This is a genomic window from Streptomyces vastus (genome assembly GCF_039532825.1).
Taxonomy (GTDB): domain Bacteria; phylum Actinomycetota; class Actinomycetes; order Streptomycetales; family Streptomycetaceae; genus Streptomyces; species Streptomyces vastus.
Genome location: NZ_BAAASJ010000020.1, coordinates 58,772 through 76,000, shown reverse-complemented (window position 1 = coordinate 76,000; position 17,229 = coordinate 58,772). Strand labels below are relative to the sequence as shown.

At 68.1% G+C, this 17,229-nt stretch carries 17 protein-coding genes and 1 pseudogene; 16 read left to right on the top strand and 2 right to left on the bottom strand.

The features are described 5' to 3' along the window. The first annotated feature begins 121 nt into the window (after window positions 1-121). From ABD357_RS08545 to ABD357_RS08490, 12 genes are all read left to right on the top strand, one after another. Window positions 122-1,372 (top strand): serine hydroxymethyltransferase, encoded by a 1,251-nt coding sequence (locus ABD357_RS08545; protein WP_344388718.1) that lies wholly within the window; start codon window positions 122-124, stop codon window positions 1,370-1,372. A 129-nt stretch (window positions 1,373-1,501) separates the two neighbouring features. Further along, window positions 1,502-2,899: an MraY family glycosyltransferase gene (locus tag ABD357_RS08540; RefSeq protein WP_344388717.1), complete on the top strand. Its 1,398-nt coding sequence runs from the start codon at window positions 1,502-1,504 to the stop codon at window positions 2,897-2,899. 258 nt (window positions 2,900-3,157) lie between these two features. Further along, window positions 3,158-3,595: a Cg1360 family ATP-synthase-associated protein gene (locus ABD357_RS08535; protein ID WP_344388716.1), complete on the top strand. Its 438-nt coding sequence runs from the start codon at window positions 3,158-3,160 to the stop codon at window positions 3,593-3,595. A 225-nt stretch (window positions 3,596-3,820) separates the two neighbouring features. Next, window positions 3,821-4,639, top strand: coding sequence for a F0F1 ATP synthase subunit A (gene atpB, locus ABD357_RS08530; RefSeq protein ID WP_486389221.1), 819 nt, complete (start codon window positions 3,821-3,823; stop codon window positions 4,637-4,639). A 75-nt stretch (window positions 4,640-4,714) separates the two neighbouring features. Further along, on the top strand, window positions 4,715-4,948 hold the full coding sequence (atpE, locus tag ABD357_RS08525) for an ATP synthase F0 subunit C (protein ID WP_031485821.1): 234 nt from the start codon (window positions 4,715-4,717) through the stop codon (window positions 4,946-4,948). A gap of 41 nt (window positions 4,949-4,989) precedes the next feature. Next, window positions 4,990-5,538 carry a F0F1 ATP synthase subunit B gene (locus ABD357_RS08520; RefSeq protein WP_344388714.1) on the top strand — a complete coding sequence of 183 codons (549 nt, stop codon included), beginning with the start codon at window positions 4,990-4,992 and terminating at the stop codon, window positions 5,536-5,538. Continuing rightward, entirely contained in the window at window positions 5,535-6,356 is an 822-nt protein-coding gene (locus ABD357_RS08515; protein ID WP_344388713.1) for a F0F1 ATP synthase subunit delta, read from the top strand. Before ABD357_RS08520 ends, ABD357_RS08515 begins: the two co-directional genes overlap by 4 nt. A gap of 131 nt (window positions 6,357-6,487) precedes the next feature. Next, window positions 6,488-8,080: a F0F1 ATP synthase subunit alpha gene (gene atpA / locus ABD357_RS08510; RefSeq protein WP_344388711.1), complete on the top strand. Its 1,593-nt coding sequence runs from the start codon at window positions 6,488-6,490 to the stop codon at window positions 8,078-8,080. Between the two features lie 20 nt (window positions 8,081-8,100). Then, window positions 8,101-9,018: a F0F1 ATP synthase subunit gamma gene (locus ABD357_RS08505; protein WP_344388710.1), complete on the top strand. Its 918-nt coding sequence runs from the start codon at window positions 8,101-8,103 to the stop codon at window positions 9,016-9,018. Continuing rightward, window positions 9,018-10,454, top strand: a complete 1,437-nt coding sequence (gene atpD / locus ABD357_RS08500) for a F0F1 ATP synthase subunit beta (RefSeq protein WP_344388709.1) — start codon at window positions 9,018-9,020, stop codon at window positions 10,452-10,454. Before ABD357_RS08505 ends, atpD begins: the two co-directional genes overlap by 1 nt. 222 nt (window positions 10,455-10,676) lie before the next feature. Further along, a complete protein-coding gene (locus tag ABD357_RS08495) occupies window positions 10,677-11,051 on the top strand; it encodes a F0F1 ATP synthase subunit epsilon (protein ID WP_344388708.1) in 375 nt (124 codons plus the stop codon). Between the two features lie 129 nt (window positions 11,052-11,180). Beyond that, a complete protein-coding gene (locus ABD357_RS08490) occupies window positions 11,181-11,627 on the top strand; it encodes a DUF2550 domain-containing protein (RefSeq protein ID WP_344388707.1) in 447 nt (148 codons plus the stop codon). Between the two features lie 356 nt (window positions 11,628-11,983). Here ABD357_RS08490 and ABD357_RS08485 read toward each other — a convergent pair whose 3' ends face one another. Next, window positions 11,984-12,154, bottom strand: a complete 171-nt coding sequence (locus tag ABD357_RS08485) for a hypothetical protein (protein ID WP_344388706.1) — start codon at window positions 12,152-12,154, stop codon at window positions 11,984-11,986. A gap of 61 nt (window positions 12,155-12,215) precedes the next feature. Here ABD357_RS08485 and ABD357_RS08480 point away from each other — a divergent pair, with 61 nt between their 5' ends. The 4 genes from ABD357_RS08480 (at window position 12,216) to ABD357_RS08465 (ending at window position 15,874) form a co-directional block, all read left to right on the top strand. Next, entirely contained in the window at window positions 12,216-12,719 is a 504-nt protein-coding gene (locus ABD357_RS08480) for a hypothetical protein (RefSeq protein WP_344388705.1), read from the top strand. Then, complete coding sequence (locus ABD357_RS08475; protein ID WP_344388704.1) at window positions 12,712-13,320, top strand: hypothetical protein; 609 nt, start codon at window positions 12,712-12,714, stop codon at window positions 13,318-13,320. Before ABD357_RS08480 ends, ABD357_RS08475 begins: the two co-directional genes overlap by 8 nt. Before the next feature lie 363 nt (window positions 13,321-13,683). Beyond that, a complete protein-coding gene (locus tag ABD357_RS08470) occupies window positions 13,684-14,430 on the top strand; it encodes an IPT/TIG domain-containing protein (protein WP_344388703.1) in 747 nt (248 codons plus the stop codon). Between the two features lie 166 nt (window positions 14,431-14,596). Next, a complete protein-coding gene (locus tag ABD357_RS08465) occupies window positions 14,597-15,874 on the top strand; it encodes an IPT/TIG domain-containing protein (RefSeq protein ID WP_344388702.1) in 1,278 nt (425 codons plus the stop codon). 132 nt (window positions 15,875-16,006) lie between these two features. Here the strand turns inward: ABD357_RS08465 and ABD357_RS08460 are convergent. Next, window positions 16,007-17,116 (bottom strand): annotated as a pseudogene (locus ABD357_RS08460) (glycoside hydrolase family 18 protein); the annotation flags it as partial. Between the last annotated feature and the right edge of the window lie 113 nt (window positions 17,117-17,229).

Here is a 17,229-nt window from a genome sequence, read left to right as displayed (position 1 = left end):
GCCGCCGGGGGCACCGGCTCGGGCGTAACAGCGGGCGCAGTGGCGGACCTGGTTCTACATTGGACTTAGTTTTCGCCGATCTCAGGCCGCCCCGCAGGGGGTTGCCGGTCCGGAGTCCACCATGGTGGTCACACGTACGCTTGACGGCCTGCTGCCTGCCGATGTGCTCGGTCGGCAGGATCCCGAGCTGGCCGAGCTCCTCATCGGGGAACTGGACCGGCAGTCGACGACGCTTCAGCTGATCGCCGCCGAGAACTTCACCTCGCCCGCCGTGCTGGCCGCCCTCGGCTCACCGCTCGCGAACAAGTACGCCGAGGGATACCCAGGCGCCCGGCACCACGGCGGATGCGAACTCGTCGACGTGGCCGAACGTCTCGCCGTCGAGCGCGCCAAGGCCCTCTTCGGCGCCGAACACGCCAACGTGCAGTCCCACTCCGGGAGTTCCGCCGTACTCGCCGCATACGCCGCCCTGCTGCGCCCCGGCGACACCGTACTCGCACTGGGCCTCCCGCACGGCGGCCACCTCACCCACGGCTCGCCCGCCAACTTCTCCGGCCGCTGGTTCGACTTCGTCGGCTACGGCGTCGACCCGGAGAGCGGGCTCATCGACTACGAGCAGGTGCACGCGCTCGCCCGTACCCACCGCCCGAAAGCCATCGTGTGCGGCTCCATCTCGTACCCGAGGCACATCGACTACGAGGCCTTCAGGGCCGTAGCCGATGGGGTGGGCGCCTATCTCATCGCCGACGCCGCCCACCCCATCGGCCTCGTCGCCGGGGGAGCGGCGCCCAGTCCCGTGCCGTACGCCGACGTCGTCTGCGCCACCACGCACAAGGTGCTGCGCGGCCCGCGCGGCGGCATGCTGCTGTGCGGCGCGGAGTTGGCCGAGCGGGTGGACCGGGCGGTGTTCCCGTTCACCCAGGGCGGCGCCCAGATGCACACCATCGCCGCCAAGGCCGTCGCGTTCGGCGAGGCGGCGACGCCGGCCTTCGCGGCGTACGCGCATCAGGTCGTCGCCAACGCCCAGGCGCTCGCGGCGGGGCTGACCGCCGAGGGCCTCGCCGTCACCACCGGCGGTACCGACACCCACCTGCTGACCCTCGACCCCGCACCGCTCGGCGTGGACGCCCGCACCGCCCGCGGCCGGCTTGCCGCCGCCGGTCTGGTCCTCGACACCTGTGCGCTGCCCCACCCGGACGTGCGCGGACTGCGCCTGGGCACGGCCGCCGTCACCACCCAGGGCATGGGCGAGGCGGAGATGGCCCGGATCGCCGTACTGCTGGGCCAGGCACTGCGCGAGGAACCGGCCGGCCGCCTGGTGCGTGAAGAAGTGCGGGACCTGACCGGAAGATTTCCGCCGTATCCCGGCTAGAGCCGGGTATGCGCGAACCCGTACACAGCCACGCGTGCAACCATCGGCTCTACCCGGAAGTCCCCAACCGTATGCGCCGAAAGCTAGGGTGTGGGGCTGAGATGGCCAGCGAGACCTGTGGGGAAGCCTGTGCGTGAATACCTCCTGACGCTCTGCATCACGGCCGCGGTGACGTACCTGCTGACCGGGCCGGTGCGGAAGTTCGCGATCGTGGCAGGAGCCATGCCTGGGATCCGTGCGCGCGACGTGCACCGGGAACCCACGCCCCGGCTCGGGGGTATCGCGATGTTCTTCGGGCTGTGCGCGGGCCTGCTGGTCGCCGACCATCTGACCAACCTCAGCGAGGTCTTCGAGAACTCCAACGAGCCGCGCGCCCTGCTCTCCGGGGCCGCGCTCATCTGGCTGATCGGTGTCCTGGACGACAAGTTCGAGATCGACGCCCTGATCAAGCTCGGCGGCCAGATGATCGCCGCCGGTGTCATGGTGATGCAGGGCCTGACCATCCTGTGGCTGCCGGTGCCGGGCGTCGGCTCGGTCTCGCTGACCCAGTGGCAGGGCACGCTGCTGACCGTCGCGCTCGTCGTCGTCACCATCAACGCCGTGAACTTCGTCGACGGCCTCGACGGCCTCGCCGCGGGCATGGTCTGCATCGCCTCCGCGGCGTTCTTCATGTACGCCTACCGCATCTGGTACGGGTACGGGCTCGAGTCCGCGGCCCCCGCGACCCTGTTCTCCGCGATCCTCATGGGCATGTGCATCGGCTTCCTGCCGCACAACATGCACCCGGCGCGCATTTTCATGGGCGACTCGGGCTCGATGCTCATCGGCCTGGTGCTCGCGGCCGGCGCCATCTCCATCACCGGGCAGGTCGACCCCGACGCGATGAGCCTGTTCGCCGGGTCCGAGAAGGAGGCCGTGCACCAGACGGTGCCGGTCTACATCCCGCTGCTGCTGCCGCTGACGCTCATCGCCGTACCGGCCGCCGACCTGGTGCTCGCCATCGTGCGCCGCACCTGGCGCGGCCAGTCCCCGTTCGCCGCCGACCGCGGGCATCTGCACCACCGTCTGCTGGAGATCGGGCACTCGCACAGCAGGGCCGTGCTCATCATGTACTTCTGGTCGGCCCTGATCGCCTTCGGCGCCCTCGCGTACTCGGTCAACTCGGCGTCCATGTGGATCGTGCTCGGCATCGTGTTCCTCAGCGCGGTGGGCCTGGTGCTGCTTCTTCTGCCGCGCTTCACGCCGCGTACGCCGGCCTGGGCCGAGCGCTTTGTGCCGCCGCGCTACCGCCGCCGTGGCCAGGTCGCCCAAGACGCTTCGGAGGCCGTGGAGGGGTCGCCCGCGGTCGCGTACGCGGGTGCCTCAGGTGCTGTGCCCGGGGCGCTCGGTGAGGCCACGGAGCCCACTGGGACTGGTGAGGAACATCGCGCGCCGGTCACCGCGGGCGTCTCGGGGGTCAACGGTGCGACGGCTGTCGGCCATCGTCCGCGCATCCTCGACGGACGCAAGGCCGGATCGTCTCACTGACGATTTCACAAACCGCTCCTATACCAGACAAACTCGGCGGCGTGGGCGCACAGACGGGCGGGTTCACTCTCATGTGTGACGCCGAGCACACCAACCAGGTAAAGACCTCATCAAATAGTTTGTGATACGGTTCACGAGACTCGGGGATGAGCCGAAGGGCCGCAGTGCGACGGCCCATTGGCGTGAGGTTCCCTCCCCACCCGGGACTACGCTCGTCCATGACGACACCCTGCCCCCTTAGTAAGCGGAGCTGCCGCCATGCCGTCCAATGACGCCCGGATTCTCCTTCAGGCCGCCGTGCCCACGGCTGCCGTCGGCGCGATTGCCGCCGTCGTCGGCGGGGTGGTTGCCGGTGGCGAGGGAGCGGTCGGGGCGGTCGTCGCGACCGTGGTTGTGATCCTCTTCATGGGAATCGGCCTGTACGTTCTGCAGCGCACTGCCAAATCGCTTCCGCACCTGTTCCAGGCCATGGGTCTGATGCTCTATACGGCACAGATTCTGCTGCTGTTCATGTTCGTCGCCGCGTTCAAGGACACGACACTGTTCCACCCCAAGGCCTTTGCGTTCACGCTGGTCGCCGCCACGCTCGCGTGGATCGGCTGCCAGGCCCTTGCTCAGATGAAGGCCAAGATCCTTTACGTCGAACCCGACTCCTCGAAGGGCGACAAGCCCGAAAAGACGGGCCACTCGTCGTGAGGGGTAGGGCCGGGATAAGTGCACGTAAGAGATCCTGCTATCGTCCGGTGCCAACTGCGGCATCGCGGGCGCGGGCATCCGAGCTGACGCCTGCTCAAGCGCGAGGCTCAATGCCCCACAGCCGCCCCCACATCCGTAACACCTGTCCAGTGCCGAACCGCGGCTGCGCGCCGCGCCGACACAACGAGGTTGCCGTACCTATGCGTCACGCCGAAGGAGCCCGTGGTGAGTGCTGACCAGACCCAGCTCGCCTTTGACTGGAGCTGTCGGATCATGTCCGACAACGGCTGCGGCTTCCCGGCTCCGGGCCTGCACTCGTTCCTCTTCAAGCCGATCGCCGAGGTCGGCGGGTTCGAGTTCAACAAGGTGATGCTGCTCGCCCTCATCACCACGGGGCTCGTCATCAGTTTCTTCTACGCGGCCTTCGGCCAAGCCAGGGTGGTTCCGGGCAAGCTGCAGATGGTCGGCGAGGCCGGGTACGACTTCGTCCGCCGCGGCATCGTGTACGAGACCCTCGGCAAGAAGGAGGGCGAGAAGTACGTCCCCTTCATGGTCTCGCTGTTCTTCTTCATCTGGATCATGAACATCTGGTCCGTGATCCCGCTGGCCCAGTTCCCGGTCTCGTCGATCATCTCGTTCCCGTTTGTGCTGGCCGGCATCGTCTGGATCGTCTGGGTCTCGCTGACCTTCAAGCGGCACGGCTTCGTCGGCTTCTTCAAGAACGTCACCGGCTACGACAAGTCGCTGGGCGCGGTTCTGCCGCTCGTGATGGTCATCGAGTTCTTCTCGAACCTGCTGGTCCGACCGTTCACGCACGCGGTCCGACTCTTCGCCAACATGTTCGCCGGCCACCTGATGCTGGTGATGTTCACCGTTGCCTCCTGGTACTTGCTGAACAGCTGGATGATCCCGGCGGCCGGTGTCTCCTTCGTCATGACCATGGTCATGATCCTCTTCGAGCTCTTCGTGCAGGCTGTCCAGGCGTACGTCTTCGTGCTGCTGGCATGCACGTACATCCAGGGCGCACTGGCCGAGCACCACTGAGCCGCACCGCCCCAAGCCCCTAGAACGTCCGGTGGCCAACCCCCGCCGGTCCATGAAAGAGAAGGAAGAATCAGCATGGCTGCCCTTGAGACCCTCGCCGCTGTCGAAGGCAACATCGGTTCCATCGGCTATGGCCTCGCCGCCATCGGCCCCGGCGTCGGCGTCGGCATCATCTTCGGTAACGGCACCCAGGCCCTCGCCCGCCAGCCCGAGGCGGCCGGCCTGATCCGCGCCAACCAGATCCTCGGCTTCGCCTTCTGTGAGGCGCTTGCCCTCATCGGCATCGTCATGCCGTTCGTCTACGGATGACCGGACCTTGACGAGCGAACTTTTCAACGGAAGGCACTGATGTGATCGCCAACCTGGTACAGCTGGCGGCCGAGGAGAAGCAGAACCCGCTTATCCCGCCCGGTCCCGAGCTGCTCGTCGGCACCATCGCCTTCGCCATCGTGTTCTTCTTCTTCTGGAAGAAGCTCCTCCCGAACATCAACAAGGTTCTGGAAGAGCGCCGCGCGGCGATCGAAGGCGGCATCGAAGAGGCCGACGCCATGAAGACCGAGGCCCAGAGCGTGCTGGAGCAGTACAAGGCCCAGCTCGCCGAGGCCCGGCACGAGGCCGCGCGGCTGCGCCAGGAGGCGCAGGAGCAGGGCGCCGCGCTCATCGCCGAGATGCGTGCGGAAGGCCAGCGGCAGCGTGAAGAGATCATCGCCGCCGGTCACACCCAGATCGAGGCCGACCGCAAGGCCGCAGCCTCCGCGCTGCGTCAGGACGTGGGCAAGCTCGCCACCGACCTGGCCGGCAAGCTCGTCGGTGAGTCCCTCGAGGACCACGCCCGGCAGAGCCGCACCATCGACCGCTTCCTCGACGAGCTCGAGGAGAAGGCCGAGGCGGCTCGATGACAGCACACGGAGCGAGCCGCGAGGCAACCGCTGCCGCACGTGAGCGTCTCGACGCGCTGACGGACAACACGTCCGTGGACGCACTCGCGCTCGCCGACGAGCTGGCCGCCGTCACCGCGCTGCTCGACCGCGAGATCAGCCTGCGTCGGGTCCTCACCGACCCGGCGCAGCCCGGCGAGGCGAAGGCCGAGCTGGCCGGCCGGCTGTTCGGCGGTCAGGTCGGCGGGACCACCATCGACCTGGTGTCCGGCATGGTGCGCTCCCGCTGGTCGCAGCCGCGCAACCTGGTGGACGCGATCGAGGAGCTGGCCGACACGGCCGACCTCACCGCGGCCCAGCAGGCGGGCACGCTCGACGAGGTGGAGGACGAGCTGTTCCGGTTCGGCCGGATCGTCTCCTCCAGCACCGAGCTGCGTGCCGCGCTGACGAACCGCGCCGCCGGCACCGCCGCCAAGACCGAGCTGCTGCGCAGCCTCCTCGGCGGCCGGGCCAAGACCGGAACCGAGCGGTTGGTCACGCGCCTTGTGACCGCGCCGCGGGGACGTAGCCTGGAGGCGGGACTCGAGTCCCTTTCCAAGCTCGCTGCCGAGCGCCGAGACCGCATGGTCGCCGTCGTCACCTCGGCGGTCCCGCTGAGCGACCCGCAGAAGCGGCGCCTGGGTGCCGCCCTCGCAAAGCTCTACGGGCGTCCGATGCACCTCAATCTCGACGTCGACCCCGAGGTCGTCGGAGGGATCCGGGTGCAGGTGGGCGACGAGGTCATCAACGGTTCCATCGCGGACCGGCTCGAGGACGCCACTCGCCGCATGGCGGGCTGACAGCAACTCAATACACGTACGAAGACAGGCAGTACTACGGCCCTGGTTGGGCCGTGCAGAGGATTCCTGGGGGTCGCCCCCAGACCCCCAAGTTGAAACTTCGGGCCCAACAAGGAGAGCAGGGAACCCAGATGGCGGAGCTCACGATCCGGCCGGAGGAGATCCGGGACGCGCTGGAGAACTTTGTCCAGGCGTACAAGCCGGACGCGGCCTCGCGCGAGGAGGTCGGTACGGTCACCGTCGCCGGCGACGGTATCGCCAAGATCGAGGGTCTGCCCTCGGCCATGGCGAACGAGCTGCTGAAGTTCGAGGACGGCACTCTCGGTCTCGCGCTGAACCTGGAAGAGCGCGAGATCGGTGCGGTCGTCCTCGGCGAGTTCAACGGCATCGAGGAGGGCCAGCCGGTCACCCGTACCGGCGAGGTCCTGTCGGTCGCCGTGGGCGAGGGCTACCTCGGCCGCGTCGTCGACCCGCTCGGCGCCCCGATCGACGGCCTCGGCGAGATCGAGACGTCCGGCCGCCGCGCCCTCGAGCTGCAGGCCCCGGGCGTCATGGTCCGTAAGTCGGTGCACGAGCCGATGGAGACCGGCTACAAGGCCGTCGACACGATGACCCCGATCGGCCGCGGCCAGCGTCAGCTGATCATCGGCGACCGGCAGACCGGCAAGACCGCCCTGGCCGTCGACACGATCATCAACCAGCGCGACAACTGGCGTACTGGCGACCCGAAGAAGCAGGTCCGCTGCATCTACGTCGCCATCGGTCAGAAGGGCTCGACCATCGCCTCCGTGCGTGGTGCCCTCGAAGAGGCCGGCGCCCTGGAGTACACGACCATCGTCGCCGCCCCGGCGTCCGACCCGGCCGGCTTCAAGTACCTTGCGCCGTACACCGGTTCGGCCATCGGCCAGCACTGGATGTACGAGGGCAAGCACGTCCTCATCGTCTTCGACGACCTCTCGAAGCAGGCCGACGCCTACCGCGCCGTGTCCCTGCTGCTGCGCCGTCCGCCGGGGCGCGAGGCCTACCCCGGTGACGTCTTCTACCTGCACTCCCGTCTGCTGGAGCGCTGCGCGAAGCTCTCCGACGACATGGGCGCGGGCTCGATGACCGGTCTGCCGATCGTCGAGACGAAGGCCAACGACGTCTCGGCGTTCATCCCGACCAACGTCATCTCCATCACCGACGGCCAGTGCTTCCTGGAGTCGGACCTGTTCAACGCCGGTCAGCGTCCCGCGCTGAACGTCGGTATCTCCGTCTCCCGAGTCGGTGGCTCCGCGCAGCACAAGGCGATCCGTCAGGTCTCCGGCCGGCTCCGCGTCGACCTCGCCCAGTTCCGTGAGCTGGAGGCGTTCGCCGCCTTCGGTTCCGACCTGGACTCCGCGTCGAAGGCGCAGCTGGAGCGCGGTCAGCGCATGGTCGAGCTGCTCAAGCAGCCGCAGTACCAGCCGATGTCCACCGAGGACCAGGTCGTCTCCATCTGGGCCGGCACCACCGGCAGGATGGACGAGGTGCCGGTCGACGACATCCGCCGCTTCGAGAAGGAGCTGCTGGAGTACCTGCACCGCAAGGAGCAGGGCCTGCTGACCTCCATCAAGGAGGGCGGCAAGATGTCGGACGACACGATCACGGCCATGAGTGACGCCGTCGCGGAGTTCAAGAAGCAGTTCGAGACCTCGGACGGCAAGCTGCTCGGCGAGGACACCCCTGCCGCTGCGGGCAAGTGACGACGGAAGGGACCTGACTCATGGGAGCCCAGCTCCGGGTCTACAAGCGTCGCATCAAATCCGTCACCGCGACCAAGAAGATCACCAAGGCGATGGAGATGATCGCCGCCTCGCGCGTCGTCAAGGCGCAGCGCAAGGTGGCGGCCTCCACGCCGTACGCGACCGAGCTCACGCGCGCGGTCACGGCGGTCGGCACCGGCTCGAACACCAAGCACCCGCTGACCACGGAGGCGGAGAACCCGACCCGCGCCGCGGTACTGCTCCTCACGAGCGACCGCGGCCTGGCCGGCGCCTTCAACTCCAACGCCATCAAGGCGGCGGAGCAGCTGACCGCCCGTCTCGAGACCGAGGGCAAGGAGGTCGACATCTACATCGTCGGCCGCCGCGGTGTCGCCCACTACAACTTCCGTGAGCGCAAGATCTCGGAGCAGTGGACCGGATTCACCGACGCGCCCTCGTACGGGGACGCCAAGAAGATCGCGGCCCCACTCATCGAGGCCATCGAGAAGGAGACGGCGGACGGCGGCGTGGACGAACTCCACATCGTCTACACCGAGTTCGTCTCGATGATGACGCAGACGGCGGTCGACAGCCGCCTGCTGCCGCTCAGCCTCAAGGAAGTGGCGGAGGAGTCGCACACCAAGGGCGAGATCCTTCCGCTGTACGACTTCGAGCCGTCGGCGGAGGACGTCCTCGACGCCCTGCTGCCGCGCTACGTCGAGAGCCGTATCTACAACGCGCTGCTCCAGTCGGCTGCCTCCAAGCACGCCGCCACGCGCCGCGCGATGAAGTCGGCGACCGACAACGCCGGGGATCTCATCGAGAACCTCACCCGGCTTGCCAACGCGGCCCGCCAGGCCGACATCACCCAGGAAATCAGCGAGATCGTCGGTGGCGCGAGCGCCCTGGCCGACGCGACCGCGGGGAGTGACAAGTAATGACGACGACAGTTGAGACGGCCGTTGCCACGGGCCGCGTCGCCCGGGTGATCGGCCCGGTCGTCGACGTGGAGTTCCCCGTCGACGCGATGCCGGAGATCTACAACGCCCTTCACGTCGAGGTGGCCGACCCGGCCGAGGCCGGCAAGAAGAAGATCCTGACCCTGGAGGTCGCCCAGCACCTGGGTGACGGACTGGTCCGTACGATCTCCATGCAGCCCACCGACGGTCTGGTCCGCCAGGCCCCGGTCACCAACACCGGCACGGGTATCACCGTCCCGGTCGGCGACTTCACCAAGGGCAAGGTGTTCAACACCCTCGGCGAGGTGCTGAACGTCGACGAGACCTTCGACGGCGAGCGCTGGCCGATCCACCGCAAGGCCCCGGCCTTCGACCAGCTCGAGTCGAAGACCGAGATGTTCGAGACGGGTCTGAAGGTCGTCGACCTTCTCACCCCGTACGTGCGAGGCGGCAAGATCGGTCTGTTCGGTGGTGCCGGTGTCGGCAAGACCGTGCTGATCCAGGAAATGATCATGCGTGTGGCCAAGCTGCACGAGGGCGTTTCCGTCTTCGCCGGCGTCGGCGAGCGCACCCGTGAGGGCAACGACCTCATCGACGAGATGACCGAGTCCGGCGTGCTGGACAAGACCGCGCTGGTCTTCGGCCAGATGGACGAGCCCCCGGGCACCCGTCTCCGTGTGGCCCTGGCCGGTCTGACCATGGCGGAGTACTTCCGCGATGTGCAGAAGCAGGACGTGCTGTTCTTCATCGACAACATCTTCCGCTTCACCCAGGCCGGTTCCGAGGTGTCGACCCTGCTCGGCCGCATGCCGTCCGCGGTGGGCTACCAGCCCAACCTCGCGGACGAGATGGGCCAGCTCCAGGAGCGCATCACCTCGACCCGTGGTCACTCGATCACCTCGATGCAGGCGATCTACGTCCCCGCGGACGACCTGACCGACCCGGCTCCGGCCACGACCTTCGCCCACCTCGACGCGACGACGGTGCTCTCCCGTCCGATCTCCGAGAAGGGCATCTACCCGGCCGTGGACCCGCTGGACTCCACGTCCCGCATCCTGGACCCGCGTTACATCTCGCAGGACCACTACGACGCCGCCATGCGCGTCAAGACGATCCTGCAGAAGAACAAGGACCTCCAGGACATCATCGCGATCCTCGGTATCGACGAGCTCGGCGAGGAGGACAAGCTCGTCGTCCACCGCGCCCGTCGCGTCGAGCGCTTCCTGTCGCAGAACACCCACGCCGCCAAGCAGTTCACCGGCCTGGACGGTTCGGACGTGCCGCTCGACGAGTCGATCACCGCGTTCAACGCGATCTGCGACGGTGAGTACGACCACTTCCCGGAGCAGGCGTTCTTCATGTGCGGCGGCCTGGAGGACCTCAAGGCCAAGGCCAAGGAGCTCGGCGTCTCCTGAACCTCGTGTTCTCGGTGAGGGGGCGGGCGCGTCCCGCCCCCTCACCCACGCCTACGCAGCATCTCCCGGGGGCTGTATAAATGTGCGGCTACCGCCGCGCGGCCCCCGGACCCCCCCAGCCGACGGCCGGGGCGGGGCCCGACACTTGAGAGTTCGGCGCCCTACTAGACTTAGACCCAACACCCGGCAACAACCGCCGGGTGGTGACCCGAGGAGCCCACCTTGGCTGCTGAGCTGCATGTCGAGCTCGTCGCCGCGGACCGCAGTGTCTGGTCCGGCGAGGCCACCCTGGTCGTCGCGCGCACCACGTCCGGCGACATCGGCGTCATGCCCGGTCACCAGCCGCTGCTCGGTGTGCTGGAGTCGGGCCCGGTGACCATCCGTACGAGTGATGGTGGAACGGTCGTCGCGGCGGTGCACGGCGGTTTCATCTCGTACTCGGACTACAAGCTGTCGTTGCTGGCCGAGATCGCCGAGTTGTCGGACGAGATCGATGTCCAGCGTGCGGAGCGGGCGCTCGAGCGCGCGAAGTCGGACGCGGACGCGTCCGCCGAGCGTCGCGCGGACGTCCGACTGCGAGCGGTGGCGGCACGCTGAAACCAGCGCGCCACAGGACTTGACTCAGCCGCGGCCAGGACCGGAGCCTTCTCCGGACCGGGCCGCGGCTGCGGCAATGCGGGTGCTTTTTCCCTTTCCGTTACCTAGGAGACGAGGAGGTCGGTGTCGATGGTCCTCGCTCTGACTGTGTGCGGCTTGGTGGTCCTGCTGGCGGCGGCCGGACTCTTCGTCTTCGGCGTGCGCCGGAGACTGATCCAGCGCTCCGGCGGCACCTTCGACTGCAGCCTCCGCTGGAACACCCCCGAGAAAAGCGACACCAGCGGCAAAGGCTGGGGCTATGGCATCGCCCGCTACAGCGGCGACCGCATCGAATGGTTCCGCGTCTTCTCGTACGCTCCCCGACCGCGCCGCATCCTGGAACGCTCGGCGATCGAGGTGGCCGGCCGCCGCGCCCCCGAGGGCGAGGAGGAACTGGCACTGCTCTCCGACGCGATCGTGCTCGCCTGTCTCCACCGGGGCACGCGGCTCGAGCTGGCGATGAGCGAGGACGCGCTGACCGGGTTCCTCGCGTGGCTGGAGGCGGCTCCGCCGGGGCAACGAGTCAATGTGGCTTAGGAAATCGGCAGCACACTCGTGCGTGAGAACCTCCCCACGATTGCAGTTTTGCTTCAGTGAGAGTTGCTCGGCATGTCGGCGTGTGAGGCGAGGAGCGGGCTGGTGTGACCCGGCCGCCGAATCAGCCGGTGCCGCGCACGGCACCGGCTGATCGGGATCCAGTTTCTGCACCGGGGGTGCCCATCGCGGTATGTCGGCGCTGTAACCCGTGCTTCTGCAGAAAAGCCGCAGGTGGTCCGACTGCCGCATCCCCCGGTGAGAATGGGCGGCCCACCGGCCAGATCCATTCCAGAATCCACGCTCGTCCCGGTAGTCGTGGGGGTTCTTGAATATGTCACTCGAATGGTCCAGCGCTCTCACGGCTTCCTGTCGCTGAGGCGTACCGGCTCCCCCAGTACGAACCCCTCCCACTGTGTGCCGGTGCGAAGGATCAAGTAGTCGCCGCCGCAGGCGAGTTGGCGTTCCGTGGAGGCATTGGCGACGCGGCCGCCGGCGGACCACCTGCTCGTCGCGTTGCTGGGGCACATCCGTGGCCGGTATCGCCATACCGGCCACTGCCAAGTCCCTGCCGCGCGTCAGGGGACACCGGTGCCGTGCGAGGACGTCACGGAGTTGATCAAGCAGGTGAACGAGGCGAACACCCGTGGGCGGGGAACCGTCGTGCCGTCGTCGGGATGCAGCTACGAGCTCAATGCTCCGGCCGTGCCGGACGGCACCAGCGGCGCCAGCGGGCTGCCGATCATCACCGGGGAGCTCACCATCTCCGGTAATCGAGCAACCATCACCCGTCAGTCGACCACGCCGTTCCGTATCGCCGAAGTCGCTCAGCAGGGATCCCTCACCCTCAACGGGATCACCGTGTCGGGCGGCAGCGCGGCCGAGGATTCCGGCACGGCCGGCGGCGGCATCCTCACCGAAGGGACGCTGCGCCTGGTCGCGAGCCGGATCACCGGCAACACCGCTTCCGTCCTCGGCGGCGGGATCGCGGTCGCGTCCGGTGCCACCGCGCGACTTGCCGGCAGCATCGTGTCGGACAACAGGGCCCGACGACGGCAACACTGCGGGCGACGGTGGTGGCATTCACGTGGGTGACTCCGCCCGGTTGACCGTGCAAGGGGGGTCCATCCAGAGCAACACGGCGGCGTCCACCGGCGGGGGACCGGCCACCTTCGGTACCACGGTCCTCGGCGGTACAACGGTCCGGGGCAACAGAACCGTGAACCTCGAAGGCGGCGGCATTGTCACAGCGTTTGGCCCCCTCACCCTCAACGGCGGGCGCGTGACGGGGAACGAGGCCGCCACGTACGGCGGAGGCATCGTCAACCTCGGCCTCGGCAGCACCCTGCGACTGCGGAGCACCACCGTGGACCACAACGTCAGCAAAATCGACGGTGGTGGCCTCTACCACCAGGCCGGTACTTCCGTGCTGGTCGGCGACAGGGTCCTCCGCAACCACGCGGAAGGCCAGGGCGGCGGGATCTTCCGCGTCGACGGCTCGCTCGTCCTGACCCGAGCACCCGTCGTCCAGAACACGCCCGACAACTGCGCACCGTCCGGAGCCGTCCCCGGCTCCACGCAGTGGCGACTGGTCGGCCAAGCACCAGGGTGCCCGGGCTTGGCCGACCGGTTCGGCGGAAAAGAGATGAGATGGGGTGAAAGGCAAGCCATGGCAAGGATTACTCCTTTCGGGTGACTGGAGAGATGGTGTCTTGTCACTCGATTGGATGTGTGGGTCACTGAAAGTGTGAACCGGCGGGCTGCCCATCCCCGAGCCGGGGGAACGTTCGGACAGGCAGCGCTTGCCGGTTTTTCCTTGCCCAGGGGAGATGGCGGAGGCTGCCGCACGCCCGGCTGGGCGTGCGGGGGCGCCTGTATCGGTTCGTTCACCCGGGCGCGGCCGCACCGCTGATCGGTGCTCGCCGCATCGGGAGGGGTCGAGCAGCGGCAGACGTGCGTGCCTGTTGGCGGCGGTCCCACTCCAGCGACGTGGCAGTCGATGGCTGGCCATTCCTGCCGGTTCCTCGCATGTCCCCATCAACGAGCGAGGAGTGTCCTCATGCCAATCTCTCCGAATCAGGGTTCCACCGGGGGCGGGACCCCGGTGACCATCACGGGCACGAACCTGTCCGACACCAGCGCGGTTACGTTTGGCAGCAAACCTGCCACGAGCGTCACCAACGTCTCCCCGACCGAGGTCACCGCCGTCTCCCCCTCGGGGACCGGCACGGTCGGCGTCACAGTGACCACCCCGGGCGGGACCAGCAACCCGCTGTCGTTCTTCTACGTCGGTGCCCCGTTCAAGTCGTCCCTGGGCACCACCTCCGGGCCGCTGGCCGGCGGCAACACCATCACCATCAACGGCACCGGCCTGTCGACGGCCACCAGCGTCTCCTTCGGCGGGGTCACCGCCACCCCGACCGTGAACAGTGACAGCTCGCTCAGCGTCGCGGTGCCCGCGGGCGCGGCGGCCGGGCCGGTTGCGGTGAGCGTCACCACCGCGGGCGGCACAAACAACGGCCTCAGCTACACCTACGTCGACATCCCCGATATCGGGACCATCAGCCCGACCTCGGGTCCGGCCTCGGGCGGAACGGCGGTCACCATCACCGGCACCAACCTGGACAGCACGGACTCGGTCACCTTCGGCGGCACCGCGGCACCGTTCTCGGTGATCAACGCGACCACGCTGTCCGCGGTCACTCCGCCCGGCACCGCGGGACCGGTCGACGTGGTCGTGACCAACCCTGCGGGGTCGGACACTGAGGTCGGCGCCTTCACGTACGTCGCAGGCCCCGGTATCTGACCGGTCAGATCGCCTCCGCGACAGGGAGGCCATGAACCCCGTCCGGGCGGCAGTCCCCCCTCCGCCCGGACGGGCTCGACCTCGCAGTCACGCCATCTCACAGTCACGCCACTGACGTGGCCGCGCGCGTCTTCGATCCCCCAGTCCTGCGTGAAGGAGTACAGCCATGCCTCCCCCTGTGGTCTCTTCAGTCAGTCCCAACCAGGGGCCGGCCTCGGGTGGTACCACCGTCACCGTGACCGGAACCGGATTTACGGGAGTGACAAGTGTCCGGTTCGGGTCCAAGTCGTCCCCGGCGTTCACCAGCAGCACCACCAAGATCACGGCGCGGACACCCTCAGGCACCGGTACCGTGAACGTCACCGTCACTACCAGCGGGGGCACGAGCACCCAGTTCGTGCCCTTCACCTATCTCGCGGCTCCTTCTCTCTCGGGCCTGTCGCCGGCTGAGGGTTCGGTGTCAGGGGGGACGACGGTGGTGTTGACGGGTGCGGACCTCTCCGGTGTGACGGCGGTGGATTTCGGTGGGGTGCCGGCGGCCTCGTTCACTGTCGACAGCAGCAGTCAGATCACCGCGGTGACTCCTGCCCATGCAGCCGGGCCTGCGGAGGTCAGGGTGACCAACTCTTCCGGCACCAGCAACGCGCTCACCTTCGCCTTCACCTCCATCGCCGCTCCTTCGGTCACCAGCCTGTCGCCGAATCAGGGCCCGGTCTCCGGGGGGACGACGGTGGTGTTGACGGGTGCGAACTTCTCCGATGTGACGGCGGTGGAGTTCGACGGGGTGCCGGCGACCTCCTTCACCGTCGACAGCAGTACGCAGATCACAGCGGTGTCCCCCGCTCACGTGGCCGGCGCAGCGGCGGTCACGGTGACCACACCCGGCGGCACCAGCAACCCCAACGATCCCAACACGTACTTCTACTACGCCGCGTTGCCCTCACTGACCGACCTCGTCCCTCCCTCCGGACCCACGGCGGGCGGCACCACGGTCACGCTCACCGGCACCGACCTCCTCGGTGCGACGGCGGTGCGCTTCGACGGGGTGCCGGCGACCTCCTTCACCGTCGACTCCGCCACGCAGATCACCGCGGTGACCCCGAGCCATGCCTCCGGTGTGGTGGAGGTCACGGTGACCACACTCGGCGGCACCAGCAGCTCCCTCGGCTACGTCTTTCTCGACGCCCCCGTGCTGGTCTCCCTTGAGCCCGACCAGGGACCGGCGCACACCGCTACGGTGGTCACGCTGACCGGCGACAATCTCGCGACCACCACCAGTGTCCAGTTCGACGAGGTCCCCGCGTCGTTCACCGTGGTCTCCCCGACGCAGATCACCACCGTCGCTCCGGCAGACACCGCCGGGCCGGTCTCCGTCACGGTGACCACGCCCGCCGGCACCAGCAACGGCTTGACGTACACGCGACTCGCCGCGCCCGCTATCTGATGCGCCGCGAGTTCGCGAACCGCACGTGAGGTCCCCCTGGACGAGTAAATGTGGCCTGAAAGGCCACATTTACTCGTTGGGTGAGGATCCCCCCGGGAGAAGTCCGGGGGGATCGTCACCGTGGCCCAGCGACTACCTGAGGCCGCTGTCGATGGCCTTCACCAGCTCGCCGTTGCTGGTGTCACCGCTGAACTCCCAGAAGAACGCGCCGCCCAGGCCCTGCTTCTTGGCCCAGGCCATCTTCCCGAGGATCGTCGCCGGGGTGTCGTAGGACCACCAGTCGCTGCCGCAGTGCGCGTATGCCGTTCCGGCGATCGTGCCGGTGGCCGGGCAGGACGCCTCGAGGACCTTGTAGTCCTCGAAGCCCGCCTCCCAGGTTCCCGCCGCGGGGCCGGTGGCCGTGCCGCCCGGGGCGTCCTGCGTGACGCCGGTCCAGCCGCGGCCGTAGAAGCCGATGCCGAGCAGCAGCTTGTTCGCGGGCACGCCCGCTTCCTTGTACTTGGCGATCGCGGCGGCCGAGTTGAAGCCCTGCGCCGGGATGCCCTTGTACGAGGTGAGTGGGGAGTGCGGTGCGGTCGGGCCGTTCGCGGCCCAGGCGCCGAAGAAGTCGTACGTCATCACGTTGTACCAGTTGAGGTACTTCGCGGCGCCTGCGTACTCGGCCGCTTCGATCTTGCCGCCGTCGGAGGCGTCGGCGGTGACGGCCGCGGTGACCAGGTTCTGCGAGCCGAACTCGGCGCGCATGGCCTTCATCATGTCCTTGATGGCCGTGGCGCCGCTGGTGTCGCAGGTCAGACCGCAGGAGTTCGGGTACTCCCAGTCCAGGTCGATGCCGTCGAAGACATCGGCCCAGCGCGGGTCCTCGACCAGGTCGTAGCAGGACTGGGCGAAGGCCGCCGGGTTCTTGGCCGCTTCCGTGAAGCCGCCGGACCAGGTCCAGCCGCCGAAGGACCAGAGGATCTTGATGTCCGGGTACTTGGCCTTCAGCTGGCGCAGCTGGTTGAAGTTGCCCTTCAGCGGCTGATCCGCGGTGTCGTCCAGGCCGTTGACCGACTGGTCGGCGGTGAACGGCTTCTCGTAGTCGGCCCACGAGTCGCCGATCGCGCACTTGCCGTCGACGACGTTTCCGAAGGCGTAGTTGATGTGGGTGACCTTCTCGGCGGAGCCGGAGGTCACCAGGTTCTTGACGTTGTAGTTGCGGCCGTAGATGCCCCACTCGATGAAGTAACCGAGTTTGACCTCGGCGCTGGGACCCGGAGCGACCACGCCCTCCGAGGCGGAGGTGGCGGACGTGGTGGTCGCGGGCTGGGCGGGGCTCGCGAGGCCGACCAGCCCGGCGAGCGGCAGCAGCAGGG

Bases quoted from the DNA above. Each gene is read 5' to 3' on its own strand.
- ABD357_RS08465 (WP_344388702.1), top strand. From the start codon at position 14,597: ATGCCTCCCCCTGTGGTCTCTTCAGTCAGTCCCAACCAGGGGCCGGCC.
- ABD357_RS08545 (WP_344388718.1), top strand. From the start codon at position 122: ATGGTGGTCACACGTACGCTTGACGGCCTGCTGCCTGCCGATGTGCTC.
- atpA (WP_344388711.1), top strand. From the start codon at position 6,488: ATGGCGGAGCTCACGATCCGGCCGGAGGAGATCCGGGACGCGCTGGAG.
- ABD357_RS08470 (WP_344388703.1), top strand. From the start codon at position 13,684: ATGCCAATCTCTCCGAATCAGGGTTCCACCGGGGGCGGGACCCCGGTG.
- ABD357_RS08515 (WP_344388713.1), top strand. From the start codon at position 5,535: ATGACAGCACACGGAGCGAGCCGCGAGGCAACCGCTGCCGCACGTGAG.
- atpE (WP_031485821.1), top strand. From the start codon at position 4,715: ATGGCTGCCCTTGAGACCCTCGCCGCTGTCGAAGGCAACATCGGTTCC.
- ABD357_RS08535 (WP_344388716.1), top strand. From the start codon at position 3,158: ATGCCGTCCAATGACGCCCGGATTCTCCTTCAGGCCGCCGTGCCCACG.
- ABD357_RS08485 (WP_344388706.1), bottom strand. From the start codon at position 12,154: ATGTGCCCCAGCAACGCGACGAGCAGGTGGTCCGCCGGCGGCCGCGTC.
- ABD357_RS08505 (WP_344388710.1), top strand. From the start codon at position 8,101: ATGGGAGCCCAGCTCCGGGTCTACAAGCGTCGCATCAAATCCGTCACC.
- ABD357_RS08490 (WP_344388707.1), top strand. From the start codon at position 11,181: ATGGTCCTCGCTCTGACTGTGTGCGGCTTGGTGGTCCTGCTGGCGGCG.
- atpD (WP_344388709.1), top strand. From the start codon at position 9,018: ATGACGACGACAGTTGAGACGGCCGTTGCCACGGGCCGCGTCGCCCGG.